Below are 19,539 nucleotides of genomic sequence, written 5' to 3'. Positions count from 1 at the left end.
CCATCCCTTAGCCATGGACGCGCGTCCAGAAATGCCCGCGCGCCATTGCTTCCGACCGGCACCTGCCGCGCCGTGCCTGTCGCTCGCCGCGACCCGGGCAGTCCGCCCGGCAGCGCCGTCCGCAGGCGTTGCTCAGCCGCACTCCCCTTCCCAAAAAGAGAGCACGTGTATCACCAGCGTCGACCGCCGAATTCTGTCTTGCGACCGACTTGCAACCATAGACTACCAATTGAATTGATATGAAGCCCGCGCGGCGGCAGCATGCGCCAAGGACAGGACCCTACAAATGCTCGTCGGAACTTATAACCCTTCGCTCGTCCTCGTATCTCTAGGAGTCGCCATCCTGGCGTCGTACACGGCGTTGGGCATGGCCAACCGCGTCAGGGCCTCGCACGGGTTGCCCAGCGCGCGCTACTGGTTGGCGGGCGGCGCGTTCGCGATGGGCGTGGGCATCTGGTCCATGCACTTCGTGGGCATGCTGGCCTTCAGCCTGCCCATTGCCATGGGTTATGACCTGCCCCTGACCGTCCTGTCGCTGGTCATTGCCATCGGCTGCTCCGCCTTCGCGCTATGGACCGTAAGCAAGGATGAGCTGCCGCGGCGACGGCTGATGATCGGCGCCCTGCTCATGGGAGCCGGCATCGCGGCGATGCACTACCTCGGCATGGCCGCCATGCTCATGGAACCCGGCATCGTCTACGACGCCAAATGGTTCGCGCTGTCCATCGTGATTGCCGTGGCCGCCTCCGGCGCGGCGCTGTGGATCACCTACCGGCTGCGCCACGGCGGCCCCCGCGTGGTCTGGTCGCGGCCGCTGGCGGCAGTGATCATGGGCATCGCCATCGTCGGCATGCACTACACCGGCATGGCCGCCGCCGGATTCCCCGCAGGTAGTATCTGCATGGCAGCCAACAGCGGCATTTCGGCCGGCTGGCTGGCCATCGCCGTGACCGCGGTGACCCTGAGCGTGCTGGCCATCGCCCTGCTGGTCGCGGTGCTGGACAACCGGCTGGAGGCGCGCACCTCGGCCCTGGCTTCTTCGTTGGCCGAGGCCAACGAAGAACTGGTGCAACTGGCGCTGCACGACACGCTGACCAAGCTGCCCAACCGCATTCTGCTGGAAGACCGGCTGGAGCAGGCGATCGAAAGCGCCAGCCGCCGCAAGGGCTACTTCGCGGTCCTGTTCTTCGACCTGGACGGCTTCAAGGCGGTCAATGACGCCTACGGACACCACACCGGCGACGCTTTGCTGATCGACCTGGCGCAGCGCATCCGCCAGGCCCTGCGCACGCAGGACACCGTGGCGCGCCTGGGCGGCGACGAGTTCATCGTGCTGAGCGAAGTGATCGAACCCACCGACGCAGCCAACGTCGCTGACCGCCTCATCGACGCCATCGCACGACCCGTCACTGTCTACGGGCATGAGGTGATGGTGACCTCGAGCGTGGGCATCGCCATCTATCCCAACGACGGCCAGGACACCCACGCCCTGCTGACCAACGCCGATGCGGCGATGTACCACGCCAAGCGCCTGGGCGGCACTGGCTACAGCTTCTTCGAACCGTCCATGAATGCGGACGCGCACGAGCAGATCGAACTGCTGCACGACCTGCGCCTGGCGCAGGAGCGCAACCAGCTCGTCCTGCACTACCAACCCAAGTACGAAGCGCCCGCCGGCCCCATCATCGGCGCCGAGGCGCTGCTGCGCTGGAACCACCCGACCCGCGGCCTGGTGGGCCCGGACCAGTTCATCCCCACGGCGGAAAAGACCGGCCTGATCCTGTCCATCGGCGAATGGGTGATCAACGAGGCCTGCCGCCAGATGCGGGAATGGATCAACGCCGGCCAGGGCCACTGGACCGTCGCCGTCAATATCTCGGCCCTGCAGTTCGCCCACGCCAGCCTGGTGGAAACGGTACGCTCGGCCCTGGACCGCCATGGCGTGCCGCCGGCCTGCCTGACCCTGGAAGTGACCGAGTCCACCGCCATGCGCGACGCCGAGGCCAGCCTGGCGGTGCTCAAGCGCCTGTCGAACCTGGGCGTGACGATTTCGATCGACGACTTCGGCACCGGCTATTCCAGCCTGCTCTATCTGAAGCGGCTGCCGGCCACCGAGCTGAAGATCGACCGCGGCTTCGTCAACCAGCTGGAAAACGACAACGAGGACGCCGCCATCGTGTCGGCCATCGTCGCGCTGGCGCAGCAACTCAACCTGCGCATCGTCGCCGAGGGCGTGGAAACGCCGGCGCAACAGAAGTTCCTGACGGGCCTGGGCTGCGATTCGCTGCAGGGCTTCCTGCTGGGCAAACCCATGCCCGCCACCGAATTCCTGGAACACGCGGTCGACTGAGCGGCCCGCGCGGCGCAAGCCGCCGCGCAAATTTGCTACGCTTGCCGTAGCCAACCGGCCGAACCCCTACCGTCCCGACCCCGCATGCCCGCCAGCCTTACCCTCATCGTCGCCTACTCCACCAATCGCGCCATCGGACGCGACAATGCCCTGCCCTGGAAACTGCCGGGCGATCTGGCGCATTTCAAGCGCAGCACCCTGGGCCACCCCATCATCATGGGCCGCAAGACCTGGGACTCGCTGGGTCGGCCGTTGCCCGGCCGCAGCAACATCGTGATCAGCCGCAACCCCGATTTCAGCGCTGCGGGCGCCATCGTGGTGCCGTCGCTCGAAGCAGCGATCCAGGCCTGCGGCGACATCGATGCGGCCTATGTGATCGGCGGCGCGCAGATCTACGCGCAAGCCCTGCCGCTGGCCCAGCGCGTGCTGGCCACTGAAGTCCGCGCCGAGGTTGAAGGCGACGCCTTCTTCCCCCTGCTGCCCGCCTTCCAATGGAAGGAAACGGCGCGCGAAGCGCAGCCGGCCGAAAACGGCTACGAATACGATTTCGTGACTTACGAGCGCCAGTGACTCAGGCCGCCGCCCCGGCATTTCGCATGAAGCGCCAGAGCGCTGGCGCCTCCGAGTAAGCGACGTTGAAACGCACCCAGGGCGTATCGGCCTCGTCCGCCTCGAAATAGGAACCGGGCGCCAGCCAGATCCCGTCCTTTAGCGCCAGTTCCGCGAGTCCGTTGGCGCCGCGTTCGCGCCACTGCCCGGCCACCTTGGCCCACAGGAAGAGGCCGCCTTGCGGCCTCCCATATATCTCGAAGCCATGCTGCGCCATCAGCTCGCCCACGCCGGCATGGGCCTCTGCCAGCCGTTCGCGGGTGCGGGCGATGTGGGCACGGTAGCGGCCTTCGCGGATGACCTGGTGGACGATGCGCTCCATGATCTCCGGCGAGGTCAGGCCCACCGCCATCTTGGTGCGCGCGATGTCGCGCGCCAGATCGCGATGCGCCACCACGTAGCCCACCCGCACCGATGGACTGATGACCTTGGAGTAGCCGCCCAGGTAGACCACGCGCCGCGCCCCGTCCAGGGCGGCCAGCATGGGCGTTACGCCGGGCGCAAGTTCGCGCGAGATATCGTCTTCCACCACCCACAGGCCATGCCGCTCGGCCGCCTGCAGGATGCGGAAGGCATTGGCCATGCTGATGCTGGCGCCCGACGGGTTCTGCAAGGCGGTGTTGACGACCAGCGCTCTCGGCCGGTGGCGAGCCACCACCGCTTCCAGCGCCTCGCAGTCCAGCCCGTCCGGCGTGCGGGGCACGGACACCGCCCGCAAGCCAGCCAGACGCAGCATCTGCAGCAGGTTGGCGTAGGCGGGCTGTTCCACCACCACCGTGTCGCCCGGCCGCAGCAGGGTGCGTATCACCATGTCCAGCCCGTGCGTCACGCCCTGGGTCAGCACGACCTGCGAGGCCTCGACCTCCATGCCCTGCGCGCTCAGGCTGGCCGCGATGGTCTCGCGCAGCGGCGCGTAGCCGTAGGGATGGCCGTAGTTCGCGATACGCATGGCCGGCACCCGCCCCATATGGCGCAGGGCCATGTGCAGCCCCTCTTCGTTCAACCATTCGCCCGGCAGCCAGCCGCAGCCCGATTTGATGGGGATGGAATGGTCCGCGAAGATATCCGACAGCAGCCAGCCGGCGTTCAGGCGCGGCGGCTCCCAGGATGGCGGCTGGGCGGGGCGCGCCGGCGCGTCCGGCGTCGCGACCCGATAGCCCGCGCCCGGCCGCGCCGCCAGCCAGCCCAGCGATACCAGCCGGCTGTAGGCGCTGGCCACCGTGAAGGTGCTGACGTCATACAGGCGAGCAAACTCCCGCACCGAGGGTAGGGACATACCCGGACGCAGTGTCTGTTCTTCGATGGCGCGCAGGATGGCGGCGACCAGCTGCTCGACCAGGGTCGGCGCCTGGCCGCGAGCGCGGTTGGGCTGGAAATCGATCACGGAGATAACTGTACAGTTGTGTCGTTCATAACTATACAGTTAGCCGCATTTGCGCGGATCGTATATTTTCATTCCTATCCGGACGCACCAGAATCGTTTCAATCCCGCTGGCTGCACAACCGTCGCCCAAGTCCAGCGCTTGTCCGTCCCCTGGAGCCGCCATGAACGCCCCCGACAAACTGCCCGACCTGTCCCACCTCTGGATGCCCTTCACTGCCAACAAGCAGTTCAAGGCACACCCGCGCATGCTGGCGACCGCCAAGGGCATGTATTACACCTCGACCGACGGCCGCCAGATCCTGGACGGCACGGCAGGCCTTTGGTGCGTCAACGCCGGCCACGGCCGCGAAGAAATCGTCGCCGCGATCTCCAAACAGGCAGGCGTGATGGACTACGCGCCGGGCTTCCAGCTGGGCCACCCGCTGGCCTTCGAGGCCGCGACCGCCGTCGCGAGCATGATGCCGCAGGGCCTGGACCGGGTTTTCTTCACGAACTCGGGCTCCGAATCCGTCGACACCTGCCTGAAGATCGCCCTGGCCTATCACCGCGCCCGCGGCGAAGGCCAGCGCACCCGCCTGATCGGCCGCGAGCGCGGCTACCACGGCGTAGGCTTCGGCGGCATCTCGGTCGGCGGCATCTCGACCAACCGCAAGACCTTCTCCGGCGCGCTGCTGCCCGCCGTGGATCATCTGCCGCACACCCACAACATCGAGCAGAACGCCTATTCCAAGGGCCAGCCGGCCTGGGGCGCGCACCTTGCCGACGAACTGGAGCGCATCGTCGCCCTGCACGACCCGTCCACCATCGCCGCGGTCATCGTCGAACCCATGGCGGGTTCGACCGGCGTGCTGATCCCGCCCAAGGGCTATCTGGAAAAGTTGCGCGAGATCACCTCCAAGCACGGCATCCTGCTGATATTCGACGAAGTCATCACCGCGTACGGCCGCCTGGGCGCCGCCACGGCCTCCGAGTTCTTCGGCGTCACGCCGGACATCATCGCCATGGCCAAGGGCGTGAGCAACGCCGCCGTGCCGGCTGGCGCGGTTGCGGTCAAGCGCGAAGTGCATGACGCCATCGTCAACGGCCCGGCCGGCGGCATCGAGTTCTTCCACGGCTACACCTATTCGGCGCACCCGCTGGCCGCCGCCGCCATCCTGGCCACGCTGGACATCTACCGCCGCGAAGACCTGTTCGGCCGCGCCCGCAAGCTGTCCGGCGCCTTCCAGGAAGCCGCCCACAGCCTGAAGGGCGCGCCGCACGTCATCGACGTGCGCAACCTGGGTCTGGTCTGCGGCATTGAGCTCGCGCCGCGCGCGGGCGCTCCCGGCGCGCGCGCCGCCGAAGTCTTCCAGAAGTGCTTCGACAGCGGCCTGATGGTGCGGTACACCGGCGACATCATCGCGATCTCGCCCCCGCTCATCATCGAAGAGGCGCAGATCGGCCAGATCTTCGAACAGATCGGCCGCATCCTGAAAGAAGTCGCCTGATCGTCCGCCGCCCCGCGAGGGGCGGTTTTTCGCCTGGGCGGCCGACGGCCGCCCTGTGGCATTTTTCAAAGCCCCAGATTCGAGCGTTCCCATGAAGAAGATCCCGCATTTCATCAATGGCCGGCACTACGACGGCCGCAGCAACCGCTACGCCGACGGCTTCAACCCCGCCACCGGCGAAGTTACCGCGTCCATTCCGCTGGCATCGAATGACGAAGTCGCGCTGGCCGTGGCCGCTGCCAAGGCCGCGTTTCCGGCCTGGTCCGAAACGCCCGCGCTCAAGCGCGCACGCATCCTGTTCAATTTCAAGGCGCTGCTGGACAAGCATCAGGACGAACTGGCAGAACTGATCACCCGCGAACATGGCAAGGTCTTCTCCGACGCCAAGGGCGAGGTCACGCGCGGCATCGAAATCGTCGAATTCGCCTGCGGCATTCCGCAGTTGATGAAGGGCCAGTACTCCGACCAGATCGGCGGCGGCATCGACAACTGGAGCATGCGCCAGGCCCTGGGCGTAGTGGCCGGCATCACGCCGTTCAACTTCCCCATGATGGTGCCGTGCTGGATGTTCCCGGTGGCCATCGCCTGCGGCAACACCTTCGTGCTCAAGCCTTCCGAGCGCGACCCGTCGGCATCCGTGCGCCTGGCCGAACTGCTGGCCGAAGCCGGCCTGCCCGAAGGCGTGTTCAACGTCGTGCACGGCGACAAGCAGGCGGTGGACGCGCTGATCGCGCATCCCGACGTCGAGGCCCTGTCCTTCGTCGGCTCGACGCCGATTGCCGAATACATCTACGCCGAAGGCACCCGCCGCGGCAAGCGCGTGCAGGCGCTGGGCGGCGCGAAGAACCACATGGTGGTCATGCCCGATGCCGACCTGGACCAGGTCACCGACGCGCTGATGGGCGCGGCCTATGGCTCGGCCGGCGAACGCTGCATGGCCATCTCGGTGGCGGTGGCGGTGGGCGACGTGGCCGACAAGGTGGTCGAACGCCTGACGCCGCGCGTCAAGGCGCTGGTGGTCAAGGACGGCATGCAAGGCGATGCGGAGATGGGCCCGCTCGTCACCTCGCAGCATCGCGGCAAGGTCGTGGGCTATATCGAAGACGGCATCGCCGCCGGCGCCACGCTGGTGGTCGACGGCCGCGGTTTGAAGGTACCTGGCAACGAAAAGGGCTTCTTCCTCGGCGGCACGCTGTTCGACAACGTCAAGCCTGCCATGAACATCTACCGCGAAGAAATCTTCGGGCCTGTGCTGTGCGTGGTGCGCGTGCCGGACTTCGCCTCGGCAGTCGAACTGATCAACGCCCATGAATTCGGCAATGGCGTGGCCTGCTTCACGTCCGACGGCGGCGTGGCGCGCGCCTTCGCGCGCCAGATCAAGGTCGGCATGGTCGGCATCAACGTGCCGATCCCGGTACCCATGGCCTGGCATTCGTTCGGCGGCTGGAAGCGCTCGCTGTTCGGCGACCATCACGCCTACGGCGAAGAAGGCATCCGCTTCTATTCGCGCTACAAGAGCGTGATGCAGCGCTGGCCTGACAGCATCGCCAAGGGCGCCGAGTTCACCATGCCTGTAGCGAAGTGAGCCCCCCCGGAGCGCTGCGCGCTTCCCCCTCAGGCGGCCCCCCCTCAAGGGGGCGTCGCTGCGGACCGGCAAAGCCGGATCCGCGCGACCCCGCTTGGGACGATCTTGCCAGTTAGTTGCGTTGTGCCCGTTTGCAGCGGGAACTGAAACGGGCGCGGCGTAGCCGCGCCTTCCTCATATCAAAAACGACAAGGGGAATCCTGATGCGCATCGGGATAGGCGGCTTTCAGCATGAGACCAATACGTTCGCGCCTTCGCGCGCGGCGTGGGAAGATTTTGCCGAGAAAGGCGGGGGCTGGCCCAAGCTGGTCAGCGGGCCCGCCATGTTCCAGGCGGTGGCGGGCGCCAACATACCGGTGGCGGGCTTCATCGAAGCCATGGGACGGCACACCTTGCTACCTACTACCTGGGCGGCGGCCAGCCCCTCGGGTCCGGTCACCAAGGATGCGTTCGAACGCATCAGCGCGATGATCCTGCAGGGGCTGTCGCAGGCGCTGCCGCTGGATGGCGTCTATCTGGACCTGCACGGCGCCATGGTCACGGAACACCTGGACGACGGCGAAGGCGAACTGCTCAAACGCGTGCGCGAGCTGGTGGGTCCGGACGTGCCTGTCGTGGCCAGCCTGGACCTGCATGCCAACGTCACCCGCGCCATGGTGCGCCACGCGGACGCGCTGGTCTGCTATCGCACCTATCCTCACATCGACATGGCCGAAACCGGGCAGCGCGCAGCCGAACTGCTGGCCGCGCGGCTGGCGGGCGCGCCGCGGCCCTGCGTGGCCCTGCGTGCGCTGCCCTACCTGATTTCGCTGTGCTGGCAGTCCACCGACATCGAACCCTCGCGCAGCCTGTACCAGATGGTGGGCGACATCGAAGCGCGTGGCGCCCTCAGCCTGTCGTTCGCCACGGGTTTTCCCGCAGCCGATTTCCCCGAGTGCGCGCCCACCGTTTGGGCTTATGGCGCCACCCAAGCCGACGCCGACGCCGCTGCCGACGAAATGGCGCGCGCCGTGCTCAACGCCGAACGCGACTTCGGCGGCAGGCTCTACACGCCCGACGAAGCCGTGCAGGAAGCCATGCGCCTGGCGCGCGACGCGCACAAACCCGTGGTCATCGCCGACGCGCAGGACAACCCGGGCGCGGGCGGCAGCTCGGACACCACCGGCGTCTTGCGCGCCCTGATCCGGCACGATGCGCGCGACACCGCCATCGGCCTCATCGTCGACCCCGCGGCCGCGCTGGCGGCCCATCGCGCGGGCGCTGGAAACAAGGTACGTATTGCATTGGGTGGACACTCGGGTATTCCCGATGATGAACCGCTGGACACCGAGTTCATCGTCGAGAAAACTTCAGATGGACGCTTCGATACGCACGGCGCCTTCTATCGCGGCTTCCATATGGACCTGGGCCCCAGCGCCTGCCTGCGCGTAGGCGGCGTACGCATCATCGTCGCCTCCAACAAGGTGCAGATGGCCGACCAGGAGATGTTCCGCTTCGCCGGCGTGGAACCGCAACGCGCAGCGATCCTGGTGGTCAAGAGCTCCGCCCACTTCCGCGCGGATTTCACCGGCATCGCGGAAAAGATCCTGGTATGCGCGGCCCCGGGTTCCATGCTGATGGATGCGGCAAAACAACCATGGACACGGTTGCGTCCCGGCATCAGAATGGCGCCTTGCGGACCTGTCTTTTCGGGCGGGCCCGCTACCGCCTGAAGCTCGCACGCCGCCACCGCGCGGCGGACCAACGACGCAGCGGCGCGATGGCGCCGCTCACCACGCATCAAGGGGAACATTCATGCTGAAGTACGTCCGAGCGGCCGCGCTGGCCGGCGCCACCATGATGATGGCTCACGGCGCCTACGCCGAGACCGTCATCAAGTCGGTGATGCACTCGCCTCTGCGCCTGACCGACCCGCATGCCACCACCGCGTACATCACGACGTGGCACGGCTACATGATTTACGACACCCTGCTGGCCACCGACGCCGACAACAAGATCCAGCCGCAGATGCTGGAAAAGTGGGAAGTCTCCCCCGACGGCAAGACCTACACCATGACCTTGCGCGACGGCCAGAAATGGCATGACGGCAAGCCGGTGACGTCCGAGGATTGCGTCGCTTCGATCAAGCGCTGGGCCGCCGGCGACGGCATGGGCCGCACGCTGCTGAAGTTCACCGACAAGATCGAAGTCATCGACGACAAGAATTTCCGCATCGTCATGAAGGAACCCACGGACCTGGCGCTGCGCGCCCTGTCCAAGCCCACCGGCACCGCGCCGTTCATGATGCCCAAGCGCATCGCCGAACAGGCCATCGGCCAGCCCATCACCGACATGACCGGCTCGGGTCCGTTCAAGGTCATCGAATTCAAGCCGGGCGTGAAGACCGTCTACGCCAAGAACGCCGACTACGTGCCGCGCAAGGAACCCGCAAGCGGCCTGGCCGGCGGCAAGGTCGTCAACGTCGACAAGGTCGAATGGGACGTCATGCCGGATGCGCTGACCACCGCCAACGCGCTGCTGGGCGGCGAGATCGACTTCGTCGAACAGTTCCCCTACGACCTGCTGCCGATGATCGAAGGCAACAAGGATCTGAAGGAAGAGTCGCTCAGCCCGGTCGGCTACTTCACGATGTACCGCTTCAACTTCAAGTACCCGCCCTTCAACAATAAGAAGGTGCGCCAGGCCGCGATGTACGCCATCGGCCAGGAAGACGTGATGAAGGCGCTGGTCGGCAATCCGAAGTACTGGAAGACCTGCGCCTCGCTGTGGGGTTGCGGCACGCCGCTGGAAAGCGACATCGGCAAGGACATGGTGGTGCCGTCCAACATCGAAAAGGCCAAGGCGCTGCTGAAGGAAGCGGGCTACGACAACACGCCCATCCTGGTCATGCACGCGACCGACGTCGGTACGCTGTCGGCGCAGCCGGTGGTGATGGCGCAGGCGCTGCGCAAGGCCGGCTTCAACGTCAACCTGGCCGCGATGGACTGGCAAAGCGTCGCAACGCGCCGCGCCTCGAAGGCTGCGCCCGCGGAAGGCGGCTGGAACATCCACAACACCAACTGGTACGCCACCGACGTGATGGACCCGGTCCGTTCCGCCCCGGCCGCGGCCAACGGCGACAACGCCTGGTTCGGCTGGCCCGACTTCCCGCAGATCGAAGAGCTGCGCACCAAGATGGCGCTGACCTCCGACCCCGCGGAACAGAAGAAGATCGCCGAGGAAGTGCAGCGCATCGGCATCGATGAAGGCCTGTACGTGCCGCTGGGCCAGATGTCCGTGCCCACCGTCTACTCGACCAAGCTCTCGGGCCTGGTGCACGCGCCGGTGTTCGCGTTCTGGAACGTCAAGAAAGCCCCTTGATGGGCAAGTAGTTCAGGGGGAAATACATGCTGGCATTTGTCTCACGCCGGCTCCTCGCGACCATCCCCGTTCTGGTGATGGTCGCGGTGGTGGTCTTCGCGATATTGCGTTTCAGCCCGGGAGATCCGGCCATCATCATGGCGGGCGACGGCGCCACGCCCGAGCGCATCGTCCAGATACGCCAGACGATGGGCCTGGACCAGCCGGTCATCAAGCAGTTCTTCATCTGGGGCGGCAAGCTCCTGCAAGGCGACCTGGGCACTTCGCTCATGTCGGGCGTGCCGGTCACCAAGCTGATCGGCCAGCGCCTGGAACCGTCGCTCAGCCTGGCGGTGCTGACCCTGGTGTTCACCCTGCTCGTCGCCATTCCGCTGGGCGTGCTGGCTGCATGGCGCCAAGGCAAGCTGCTGGACCGCGCCGTGATGGGCTTCTCGGTGCTGGGATTCTCGGTGCCGGTCTTCGTCACGGGCTACCTGCTGATCTGGCTCTTCGCCATCAAGCTGGGCTGGTTCAACGTGCAGGGCTACGCGCCGCTGGCCAAGGGCTTCTGGCCGTACCTGCACCGCCTCATCCTGCCGTCGCTGGCCCTGTCCACGGTCTACGTGGCGCTGATCGCGCGCATCACGCGCACCAGCGTCATCGAGGTCATGGGCGAGGACTTCATCCGCACGGCGCGCTCCAAGGGCCTGGGCGAAACCGGCGTGCTGCTGGGCCACGCCCTGCGCAACGCCGCCGTGCCCATCGCCACGGTGGTGGGCCTGGGCATCGCGCTGCTGATCAGCGGCGTGGTCGTGACCGAATCGGTGTTCAACATCCCCGGCCTGGGCCGGCTGGTGGTGGAAGCCGTGCTCGCGCGCGATTACCCCGTCATCCAGGGCCTGACGCTCTTCTTCGCGTTCGTCTACGTGTTCATCAATCTTGTTGTCGATTGCGCCTACACGGTGTTCGACCCTCGGATCAGGTACTAACACCATGCAAACGCCAACCGATGCCGCCGCGCAAGCGGCCGCAGATCTCCCCGGCGGCGGCACGCCCCAAGCCACCGCCTGGCGCCAGATCCGCCAGGGCCTCAAAAGCTGGCCCGTGATGCTGGCGCTGATCGTGCTGGTGGCCGTCGTCGCCATCGCGCTGTTCGCACCGCTGCTGGGTACCGTCGACCCCACCTCGATCAACCCCGGCGCACGCCTGAAGCCGCCCTTCTCCGATTACCTGCTGGGCACCGACGCCTTCGGCCGCGACGTCTGGTCGCGCGTGGCCTACGGCGCGCGCGTCTCGCTGATCGCGGGCCTGGGCGCGGCGCTGGTCAGCGTCGCCATCGGCCTGGTCATCGGCGTGATCGCGGGCTGGTTCCGTTCACTGGACGGGCTGATCATGCGCACCATGGACGCCATCATGGCCATCCCCGGCATCCTGCTGGCGATCGCCCTGGTGTCGGTCACTGGCGCCAGCATCACCACCGTTCTGGTCGCCATCACCATCCCCGAAATTCCACGCGTGGTGCGGCTGGTGCGCGGCCAGATCCTGACCGTGCGCGGCGAACCCTATGTCGAAGCCGCGCTGGCCCTGGGCACGCCGCTGCCGCTGCTGCTGTGGCGCCACATGGTGCCCAGCACCATCGCGCCGCTGACGGTACAGGGCACCTATGTGTTCGCGTCCGCCATGCTCACCGAAGCCATCCTGAGCTTCCTGGGCGCGGGCATCCCGCCCGAGATCGCCTCCTGGGGCAACATCATGTCCGAAGGACGCATGTACTTCCGCATGCTGCCCGGCCTGATCCTGTTCCCCGGCCTGTTCCTGTCGCTGACCGTGCTCAGCGTGAACATCCTGGGCGACGCCTTGCGCGACGCGCTGGACCCGAAAATGGTGCGCAGGATCTGATGCCGATGACCTATTCCCCCACTCCTCCCGCGGGCGATACTTCGACCGCCATCCTGGCCATCCGCAACCTCTCGGTGGAAGTCGCCGGCGCCGGCAACCGCGTCGTGCGCAACCTGAGCCTGGACGTGCATGCCGGCGAAACCGTGTGCGTGGTCGGCGAATCCGGCTCCGGCAAATCCGTCACCTCGCTGGCCGTCATGGGCCTGCTGCCTCCCGGCGTGCTGGGCGTCAGCGCGGGTTCGATCCGCGTGGAAGGCGAAGACGTGGTCACGGCCACGCAGCGCCGCCTGCGCGAGATGCGCGCCACGCGCATGGCCATGGTGTTCCAGGAACCCATGACCGCGCTGAACCCCGTGCACACCGTGGGCAAGCAGGTCGACGAAGTGCTGCGCCTGCACCGCAAGCAGATGTCGGCCGCGGAGCGCCGCGCCAAGGTGCTGGACATGTTCCGGTCGGTGCACCTGCCAGACGTCGAACGCATCTTCGAAGCCTATCCGCACCAGTTGTCGGGCGGCCAGCGCCAGCGCATCGTGATCGCCATGGCGCTGATCCTGGAGCCCAAGCTGCTGATCGCGGACGAGCCGACCACGGCGCTGGACGTCACCACGCAGAAGCAGATTTTGGCGCTCATCAAGGAACTGCAGGTCAAGCACCAGACCGCGGTGCTGTTCATCACCCACGACTTCGGCGTGGTGGCCGAGATCTCCGACCGCATCGTGGTGATGAACCGCGGCGACCTGATCGAAAGCGGCACGCGCAACGAGATCCTGGCCGAGCCCAAGCAGTCCTATACCCGTCGCCTGGTGTCGTCCGTACCCAGCCTGGTGCCCTCGCGCCGCGAGGCGCCGGCCGGCATGCCGGTGCTGCACGTCAAGGGCCTGGGCCGCACCTACGGCACCAAGAGTTCGCTGTTCTCGCGCCAGGCCGCGCGCAACGTGATCGCGGCCGCCGACGTCAACCTGACGCTGCGCAAGGGCGAGATCCTGGGCATCGTGGGCGAGTCCGGTTCAGGCAAGTCGACCGTGGCGCGCTGCATCGTGCGCCTGATCGAACCCACCGCCGGCCACATGATGATGGGCGGCGAAGACCTCAGCACCCTGTCCGGGTCGGCGCTGCGCCCGGTGCGCCGCCGCATCCAGATCGTGTTCCAGGATCCGTACCGTTCGCTGAATCCGCGACGCACCGTCGGTGAGTCCATCATCGAGGGCCTCTTGAACTTCGGCGTGGCCCGCGAGCAGGCATTGAAGCGCGCCGGCGAAACGCTGAGCGTGGTGGGCCTGAGTCCGGACGCAATGAACCGCTACCCGCACCAGTTCTCCGGCGGCCAGCGCCAGCGCATCTGCATCGCGCGCGCCCTGGTCATGGACCCCGAGGTCCTGGTGGCCGACGAAGCCGTGTCCGCATTGGACGTGTCGGTGCAGGCGCAGGTGCTGGAACTGCTGGAACAGGTGCGCCAGCGCACCGGCGTGGGCGTGCTGTTCATCACCCACGACCTGCGCGTGGCGGCACAGATCTGCGACACCATCATGGTCATGCAGCGAGGCAAGGTCGTCGAAACCGGCTCCGCCGAAACCGTGCTGACCGAACCGCGCCACGAATACACGCGGGCCCTGATCGACGCCGCCCCCGGACGCGACTGGGACTTCCGCAACTTCCGGCCGGTCGCCGCCGGCCTGGGCCACGCGGCCGTGCCCTGAAACTCGCAGCCTGTACACACACTGGAACCGAAATGCCGCAACCGCATGAACTGTCCGCCGTGGAGCTGCTCCAGGCCTACCGCGACAAGACGCTCTCGCCCGTCGAAGTCACCCGCTCGGTGCTGGAGCATATCGCCCGCTGGGAGCCCCAGCTGAAGGCCACTTACGCGCTGGATGCGGACGGCGCGCTGGCGCAGGCCCGCGCCTCCGAGGCTCGCTGGATGAAGGGCGAACCGCTGGCGACCGGCGGGCACACGCTGGACGGCGTGCCCGCCACCATCAAGGAAAACATCGCCACGCGCGGCGTGCCGGTGCCGCTGGGCACGGCAGCAACGGAATTGAAGCCTGCCGCCGCCGATGCACCGCCGGCCGCCCGCATGCGCGAGGCGGGCGCCGTGCTGCTGGGCAAGACCACCATGCCCGACTTCGGCATGCTGTCCTCGGGACTGTCCAGCTTCCATGAACTGACCCGCAATCCCTGGGACCTTTCCAAGAACCCCGGAGGCTCCAGCGCCGGCGCGGGCGCCGCGGCAGCCGCAGGCTACGGCCCGCTGCATATCGGCACCGACATCGGCGGTTCCGTGCGTCTGCCGGCGGCCTGGTGCGGCATTGCCACGCTCAAGCCCAGCCTGGGCCGCATCCCCATCGACCCGCCGTTCATGGGCCGCTGCGCCGGCCCCATGACGCGCACCGTCGCCGACTCGGCGCTCATGATGGGCGTGCTGTCGCAGCCCGACGCGCGCGACCACATGAGCCTGCCCTACCAGGACTTCGACTGGCTGGACCTGGAACTCGACCTGCGCGGCCTGCGCATCGGCTTGCTCATGGATGCGGGCTGCGGCCTGCCCCTGGACCCGGAAATCCGCGCCGCGGTCGAGGCCGCTGCCCGCGCCTTCGAGGCCGCCGGCGCCATCGTGACGCCGATGCAGCCCTGGATGACGCCCGACATGCTGGAGGGCGTGGACCGCTTCTGGCGCACGCGCTCGGCCATCGATCTGTCGGCCTTGCCGCAGGCCCGCCGCGACAAGATCCTGCCCTTCATCCGCACCTGGGCGGAAAGCGGCGGCGGCCAGTCCGGCGAAGCCGTATTCCGCAGCTACTACGAGACCATGAACGTGCGCGCCAAGACGGTCGCGGCCTGCGCGCCCTACGACTACGTGCTCTCGCCCGTGGCCCCGGTGGTCGCCTACAACGCCGAATGGCCGTCGCCCACCAACGAGGTCGCGACCACCATGCACCACATCGGATTCACGCTTCCGTACAACATGAGCGAGCAGCCCGCGGCGTCCGTCAATTGCGGCTACACCAAGGCCGGCCTGCCCATCGGCCTGCAGATCGCCGGCGCGCGCTTTGACGACCTGGGGGTGCTGCGCATGGCGCGCGCCTGGGAAGCCATGCGACCCGAACAACACCCCTGGCCCCAGCCGCCCCGGGCGGCCTGACCGATCCTCAACAGCAAACCCACAGGAATTCCCATGCGTTGGCTTTTGGCAATGATCAAGCACGAGACGAATACGTTTTCGCCCGTGCCTACCCCGCTTGAGCGCTTCTTTCGCGGCAACCCGGAGGTCCTGGCCGGCGACCGCGCCATCAAGGCCTACGAGAACACCGACAGCGGGCTGGGCGGCTATATCGAAGTGGCGCGCCGCGAAGGCGCCGAGATGGTCGTGCCCGTGGCGGCCGAATCCTGGCCCAGCGGCCCCGCCAGCGCCGAAACCCATGAACGGCTATGCAAGCTGGTCCTGGACGAGGTCCAGCGCGGCGGCTACGACGCCATCCTGCTCGACCTGCACGGCGCCATGGTCGCCGAAGGCGTGGAGGACGCCGAGGGCGACCTGCTGCGCCGCCTGCGCGAGATCGATCCGCACACGCCCGTGGCGGTGACGCTGGACATGCACGCCAATATCTACGACGACATCGTCAAGCATGCCACGGTCATCACCGGCTTCCATACCTATCCGCACGTGGACATCCGCGCGGCCGGCCTGCGCGCCGCGAACGTGATCGCGCGCACCCTGAAGGGCGAGATCAAGCCTGTCATGTCCTGGGCCAACAAGCCCATGCTGCCGCACATCATGTGCCAAGGCACCCACGCGGCGCCCAACAAGCCGCTGCAGGAACGCTGCAAGGAACTGGAAGCCGGCGGCGTCCTGGCCGCCTCCGTCTTCGTGGGATTCCCCCACGCCGACATCCGCGAAGCCGGCCTGAGCGCCGTGGTCTGTACCGACGGCAATCTGGCCCAGGCGCAGCGCCACCGCGACGAGCTGCTGGACCAGGCCTGGAACGGCCGCGCCGACTGGGTATTCCACCCGGAGCCGCTGGCGCCCACCATAGCCCGCGCCAAGGCCATCGAACAAGGCCCGGTCGTGCTGCTGGACCATTACGACAATACCGGTTCCGGCGGCACCATGGACACCACCGCCGTGCTGGCCGAGGTGCTGCGCCAGGAACTGGAGAACGTGGTCTTCTATGCCATTTGCGACCCGCAGGCCGCACTCGACGCGGCCGCGGCAGGCGTGGGCCAGACAATCACGATCCAGCTCGGCGGCAAGCTCGCCATGCCCGCCATCAAGGAGCCCAGCGAGCCGCTGGAGGTTACCGGCCGCGTCAAGCTGGTGTTCGACGGCGTCTACCTGAACCGCGGCCCCATGTACCGCGGCGTGCGCAACGACACCGGCCTGACGGTCGTGATCGACACAGGCCGCGTGGAAATCGTGGTGGTGTCCCGTCACCAGGAGCCGTTCGACATCAACTGCCTGCTGTCGGCCGGCATCGATCCGCTGCAAAAACGCTATGTCGTGCTCAAGAGCCGCGTGCATTGGCGCGCGGGCTTTTCCGACATGGCAACGCAGGTCATCGAATGCACCGGCGTGGGGGTGACCACCTCGGACTACGGCCAGCTTGATTTCAAGCACGTGCGCCGCCCCATCTATCCCCTCGATCCGATGTAAACCGGACCGCCGTCGCTGTACCCCGGAAAGCCGGCGCAACTGCGCCGGCTTTCATTTTGAAATCTTCTGTAACGGCGAGCGCCCTCAGATGACCATCGGCCTCGGTATACTCGCCGCGGGCCTTACAGGCCGATGAATACGCGTATTCCGATGGCGGGCGTCAGTAACGGCGTCCGGCGGCCAGAAGCAGCCGCCGTTCACCGGATATGACTCGATAATCAACGATACAAGCAGAACGATGAAAAAGAGCGTAGCGATCACCCTGGGCGTGGTCATAGTGGGAGCGGGAAGCTGGGTCGGGGCCACGTGGTACACCGGCAAGCGCATCGAGGAAAGCTCGCAGCGCCACCTGGCGGAAGCCAATGAAAAGCTGGCCAAGATCACGCCCCTGTTCGGTCTGCGCATCGATCAGCTGAAGTACGAGCGTGGCCTGTTCTCGACGCAGGCGCGCTACGGCGTGTCGCTGGTCAAGGGCGACAAGGTCGCCGAAGACATGCCCAAGGGCATGATCGAGTTCGATGCGTCCATCGAACACGGCCCCTTCCCCAAGAGCGCCCTGGCGCGCGGCGCCATCGCACCCAAGCTGGCGTTCACGCACGCCGAGCTCGCCAAGACCGACAACATCAAGGAACTGTTCGAGCTGACCAAGGGCGTCGCGCCCCTGAGCGCCGACACGGTCATCAGTTTCGGCGGCTTCGCCACCTCCACCGCCAATATTGCCCCCGTGCAGATCACGCACGAAGGCAACGCCGTCAATTTCAGCGGCATGGCGATCAACGGCACCTTCGACCGCGCGCTGCAGGCCGTCACGGCGCACGCCCTGGTCGAAACGCTGTCGGTGGACGGCGAAAAGTCGGATGATCCCGTCAAGATGCTGATGTCCGGCCTGACCATGGACGTCGACAGCCGCATGGGCAAGTTCGGCCTCTCCATCGGAGATTCCAGCGTCAAGCTCAAGCGCCTCGACGTGACCCGCGCCGGCGACGACATCAAGGTCTCGGTGGACAATCTGGGCTACGGCGTCAAGCTGGCCGAAGACGACAAGAACGTCAACGTCGAAGCCACCTACCAGACCGGCACCATCACGCTCAACGACGTGGCGCTGGGCAACGGCCAGGCCGTGATCAAGCTCGCCAAGCTGGACGGCGCCGCCATCAAGCAGCTGTCGGACACCTACAACCAGATCGTGCGCCAGTACATGTTGGGCGCCAGCGACGAAGGCCTGAAGGACGAGCAGTTCGACGCCGTGCTGGAAAACGCCGGCAAGCTGCTCAACGGCAACCCCACGTTCAGCATCGACCCGATCAGCTGGAAGACCGACAAGGGCGAAAGCAAGCTGACCTTCGCGCTGGACCTGACCAATCCGCCCAACGTCAAGGACCTGACGCCGCAGGAGATCATGGTCAAGGCCATCAAGCAGATCGATGCGACGCTGGTCATCTCCAAGCCCATGGTGCGCGAACTGATCGTCCAGTACGCCGTCAAGAAGCAGGGCTTGACCGCGGAAAAGGCGGCCGAGGAAGCCGACGACCAGATGCGCTCGATGTCCGGCATGGCTGAAATGCTCAACGTCGGCAAGAACGACGGCGACAACATCATCGGCAAGTTCCACTACGCCGATGGCATGGGCGACCTGAACGGCCAGAAGATCCCCGCCGACGAACTGTTCTCGGGCCTGCTGGGCGCGACCGGAATGGACGACGACATGGATGACATGGACGGCATGGAAGAGGAAGGCGAACCGGCCGAAGGCGCGGAACTTGCCGCGCCCTCCGACACCGCGTCCGTGGCCGGCTACATGCAGGACTTCGACCTGGACACCGTGACGACCATGCTGGACGACATGGTCTACAACCCCCGCAAGCAAGACGGCGACGAAGGTCCCGTCCTGATCCTGGATCCCCGCGACACCGGCGCCAGCGAGCTGCGCGTCGACTTCCTGTGCAACGACTTCACCGAGAAGTGCCATGACCTCGTCGTGACCGCGACCTACAGCAGCAAGAAGCCGGTCTCGCTCAAGGCCATCAACGCCTGGAACCAGGAATACCGCTGGACCCGCGCCTACCTGGACGACAAGAACCGGGCCGTGCTGCAGATGGACATGAACTCGGAAGGCGGCATCGGCAAGGAAAACCTGCAGATCATGCTCAACACGTTCTTCAGCATCGCGGAAGACTTCTCGGTGGCCAGCAAGGCCGCGCCGGCGAAGTAAACCTCGGCTGACGCGAGACAAAAAAA

General features: G+C 66.6%; 13 protein-coding genes. 12 read left to right on the top strand and 1 reads right to left on the bottom strand.

What is annotated here, in order from left to right; translation table 11 throughout:
* Positions 1-286 precede the first annotated feature (286 nt).
* Together IB268_RS04905 and IB268_RS04900 are read left to right on the top strand one after the other, a co-directional pair.
* A complete protein-coding gene (locus IB268_RS04905; RefSeq protein WP_054451979.1) occupies positions 287-2,350 on the top strand; it encodes a bifunctional diguanylate cyclase/phosphodiesterase in 2,064 nt (687 codons plus the stop codon).
* A gap of 84 nt (positions 2,351-2,434) precedes the next feature.
* Positions 2,435-2,920, top strand: a complete 486-nt coding sequence (locus IB268_RS04900) for a dihydrofolate reductase (protein ID WP_054451980.1) — start codon at positions 2,435-2,437, stop codon at positions 2,918-2,920.
* Position 2,921: 1 nt separating this feature from the next.
* On the opposite strand, the gene IB268_RS04895 is transcribed toward IB268_RS04900, so the two are convergent.
* A complete protein-coding gene (locus IB268_RS04895; RefSeq protein WP_054451981.1) occupies positions 2,922-4,343 on the bottom strand; it encodes a PLP-dependent aminotransferase family protein in 1,422 nt (473 codons plus the stop codon).
* Between the two features lie 161 nt (positions 4,344-4,504).
* On the opposite strand from IB268_RS04895, the gene IB268_RS04890 reads away from it, so the two are divergent.
* The 10 genes from IB268_RS04890 to IB268_RS04845 all read left to right on the top strand — a co-directional run bounded on the left by IB268_RS04890 (position 4,505) and on the right by IB268_RS04845 (position 19,513).
* Positions 4,505-5,830 carry an aspartate aminotransferase family protein gene (locus tag IB268_RS04890; protein ID WP_054451982.1) on the top strand — a complete coding sequence of 442 codons (1,326 nt, stop codon included), beginning with the start codon at positions 4,505-4,507 and terminating at the stop codon, positions 5,828-5,830.
* A 91-nt stretch (positions 5,831-5,921) separates the two neighbouring features.
* A complete protein-coding gene (locus tag IB268_RS04885) occupies positions 5,922-7,415 on the top strand; it encodes a CoA-acylating methylmalonate-semialdehyde dehydrogenase (RefSeq protein ID WP_192353914.1) in 1,494 nt (497 codons plus the stop codon).
* A 203-nt stretch (positions 7,416-7,618) separates the two neighbouring features.
* Positions 7,619-9,127 carry a M81 family metallopeptidase gene (locus tag IB268_RS04880; RefSeq protein WP_119450318.1) on the top strand — a complete coding sequence of 503 codons (1,509 nt, stop codon included), beginning with the start codon at positions 7,619-7,621 and terminating at the stop codon, positions 9,125-9,127.
* An 82-nt stretch (positions 9,128-9,209) separates the two neighbouring features.
* A complete protein-coding gene (locus IB268_RS04875; RefSeq protein ID WP_054451985.1) occupies positions 9,210-10,775 on the top strand; it encodes an ABC transporter substrate-binding protein in 1,566 nt (521 codons plus the stop codon).
* A gap of 26 nt (positions 10,776-10,801) precedes the next feature.
* The gene (locus IB268_RS04870) at positions 10,802-11,743 is read left to right on the top strand and encodes an ABC transporter permease (protein ID WP_054451986.1); all 942 of its coding nucleotides are present in this window, start codon (positions 10,802-10,804) and stop codon (positions 11,741-11,743) included.
* Positions 11,744-11,747: 4 nt separating this feature from the next.
* Entirely contained in the window at positions 11,748-12,653 is a 906-nt protein-coding gene (locus IB268_RS04865) for an ABC transporter permease (RefSeq protein WP_054451987.1), read from the top strand.
* A gap of 5 nt (positions 12,654-12,658) precedes the next feature.
* Positions 12,659-14,350, top strand: a complete 1,692-nt coding sequence (locus IB268_RS04860; protein ID WP_192353913.1) for an ABC transporter ATP-binding protein — start codon at positions 12,659-12,661, stop codon at positions 14,348-14,350.
* Between the two features lie 32 nt (positions 14,351-14,382).
* Positions 14,383-15,792 carry an amidase gene (locus tag IB268_RS04855; RefSeq protein WP_054451989.1) on the top strand — a complete coding sequence of 470 codons (1,410 nt, stop codon included), beginning with the start codon at positions 14,383-14,385 and terminating at the stop codon, positions 15,790-15,792.
* A 33-nt stretch (positions 15,793-15,825) separates the two neighbouring features.
* On the top strand, positions 15,826-17,301 hold the full coding sequence (locus IB268_RS04850) for a M81 family metallopeptidase (protein ID WP_119450320.1): 1,476 nt from the start codon (positions 15,826-15,828) through the stop codon (positions 17,299-17,301).
* A gap of 238 nt (positions 17,302-17,539) precedes the next feature.
* Positions 17,540-19,513: a DUF945 family protein gene (locus IB268_RS04845; protein WP_175180589.1), complete on the top strand. Its 1,974-nt coding sequence runs from the start codon at positions 17,540-17,542 to the stop codon at positions 19,511-19,513.
* Positions 19,514-19,539: the final 26 nt, after the last annotated feature.

This window comes from Achromobacter sp. ACM01 (genome assembly GCF_014851745.1).
GTDB lineage: Bacteria > Pseudomonadota > Gammaproteobacteria > Burkholderiales > Burkholderiaceae_B > Achromobacter > Achromobacter aegrifaciens.
The sequence above is the reverse complement of the archived record's forward strand: the minus strand, read 5'-3'. Positions and strand labels throughout refer to the sequence as shown.

Excerpts from the sequence above, each read along its gene's own strand:
- IB268_RS04845 (WP_175180589.1), top strand. The coding sequence starts at position 17,540 with ATGAAAAAGAGCGTAGCGATCACCCTGGGCGTGGTCATAGTGGGAGCG.
- IB268_RS04865 (WP_054451987.1), top strand. The coding sequence starts at position 11,748 with ATGCAAACGCCAACCGATGCCGCCGCGCAAGCGGCCGCAGATCTCCCC.
- IB268_RS04875 (WP_054451985.1), top strand. The coding sequence starts at position 9,210 with ATGCTGAAGTACGTCCGAGCGGCCGCGCTGGCCGGCGCCACCATGATG.
- IB268_RS04870 (WP_054451986.1), top strand. The coding sequence starts at position 10,802 with ATGCTGGCATTTGTCTCACGCCGGCTCCTCGCGACCATCCCCGTTCTG.
- IB268_RS04905 (WP_054451979.1), top strand. The coding sequence starts at position 287 with ATGCTCGTCGGAACTTATAACCCTTCGCTCGTCCTCGTATCTCTAGGA.
- IB268_RS04880 (WP_119450318.1), top strand. The coding sequence starts at position 7,619 with ATGCGCATCGGGATAGGCGGCTTTCAGCATGAGACCAATACGTTCGCG.
- IB268_RS04885 (WP_192353914.1), top strand. The coding sequence starts at position 5,922 with ATGAAGAAGATCCCGCATTTCATCAATGGCCGGCACTACGACGGCCGC.
- IB268_RS04860 (WP_192353913.1), top strand. The coding sequence starts at position 12,659 with ATGACCTATTCCCCCACTCCTCCCGCGGGCGATACTTCGACCGCCATC.
- IB268_RS04890 (WP_054451982.1), top strand. The coding sequence starts at position 4,505 with ATGAACGCCCCCGACAAACTGCCCGACCTGTCCCACCTCTGGATGCCC.
- IB268_RS04855 (WP_054451989.1), top strand. The coding sequence starts at position 14,383 with ATGCCGCAACCGCATGAACTGTCCGCCGTGGAGCTGCTCCAGGCCTAC.
- IB268_RS04900 (WP_054451980.1), top strand. The coding sequence starts at position 2,435 with ATGCCCGCCAGCCTTACCCTCATCGTCGCCTACTCCACCAATCGCGCC.
- IB268_RS04850 (WP_119450320.1), top strand. The coding sequence starts at position 15,826 with ATGCGTTGGCTTTTGGCAATGATCAAGCACGAGACGAATACGTTTTCG.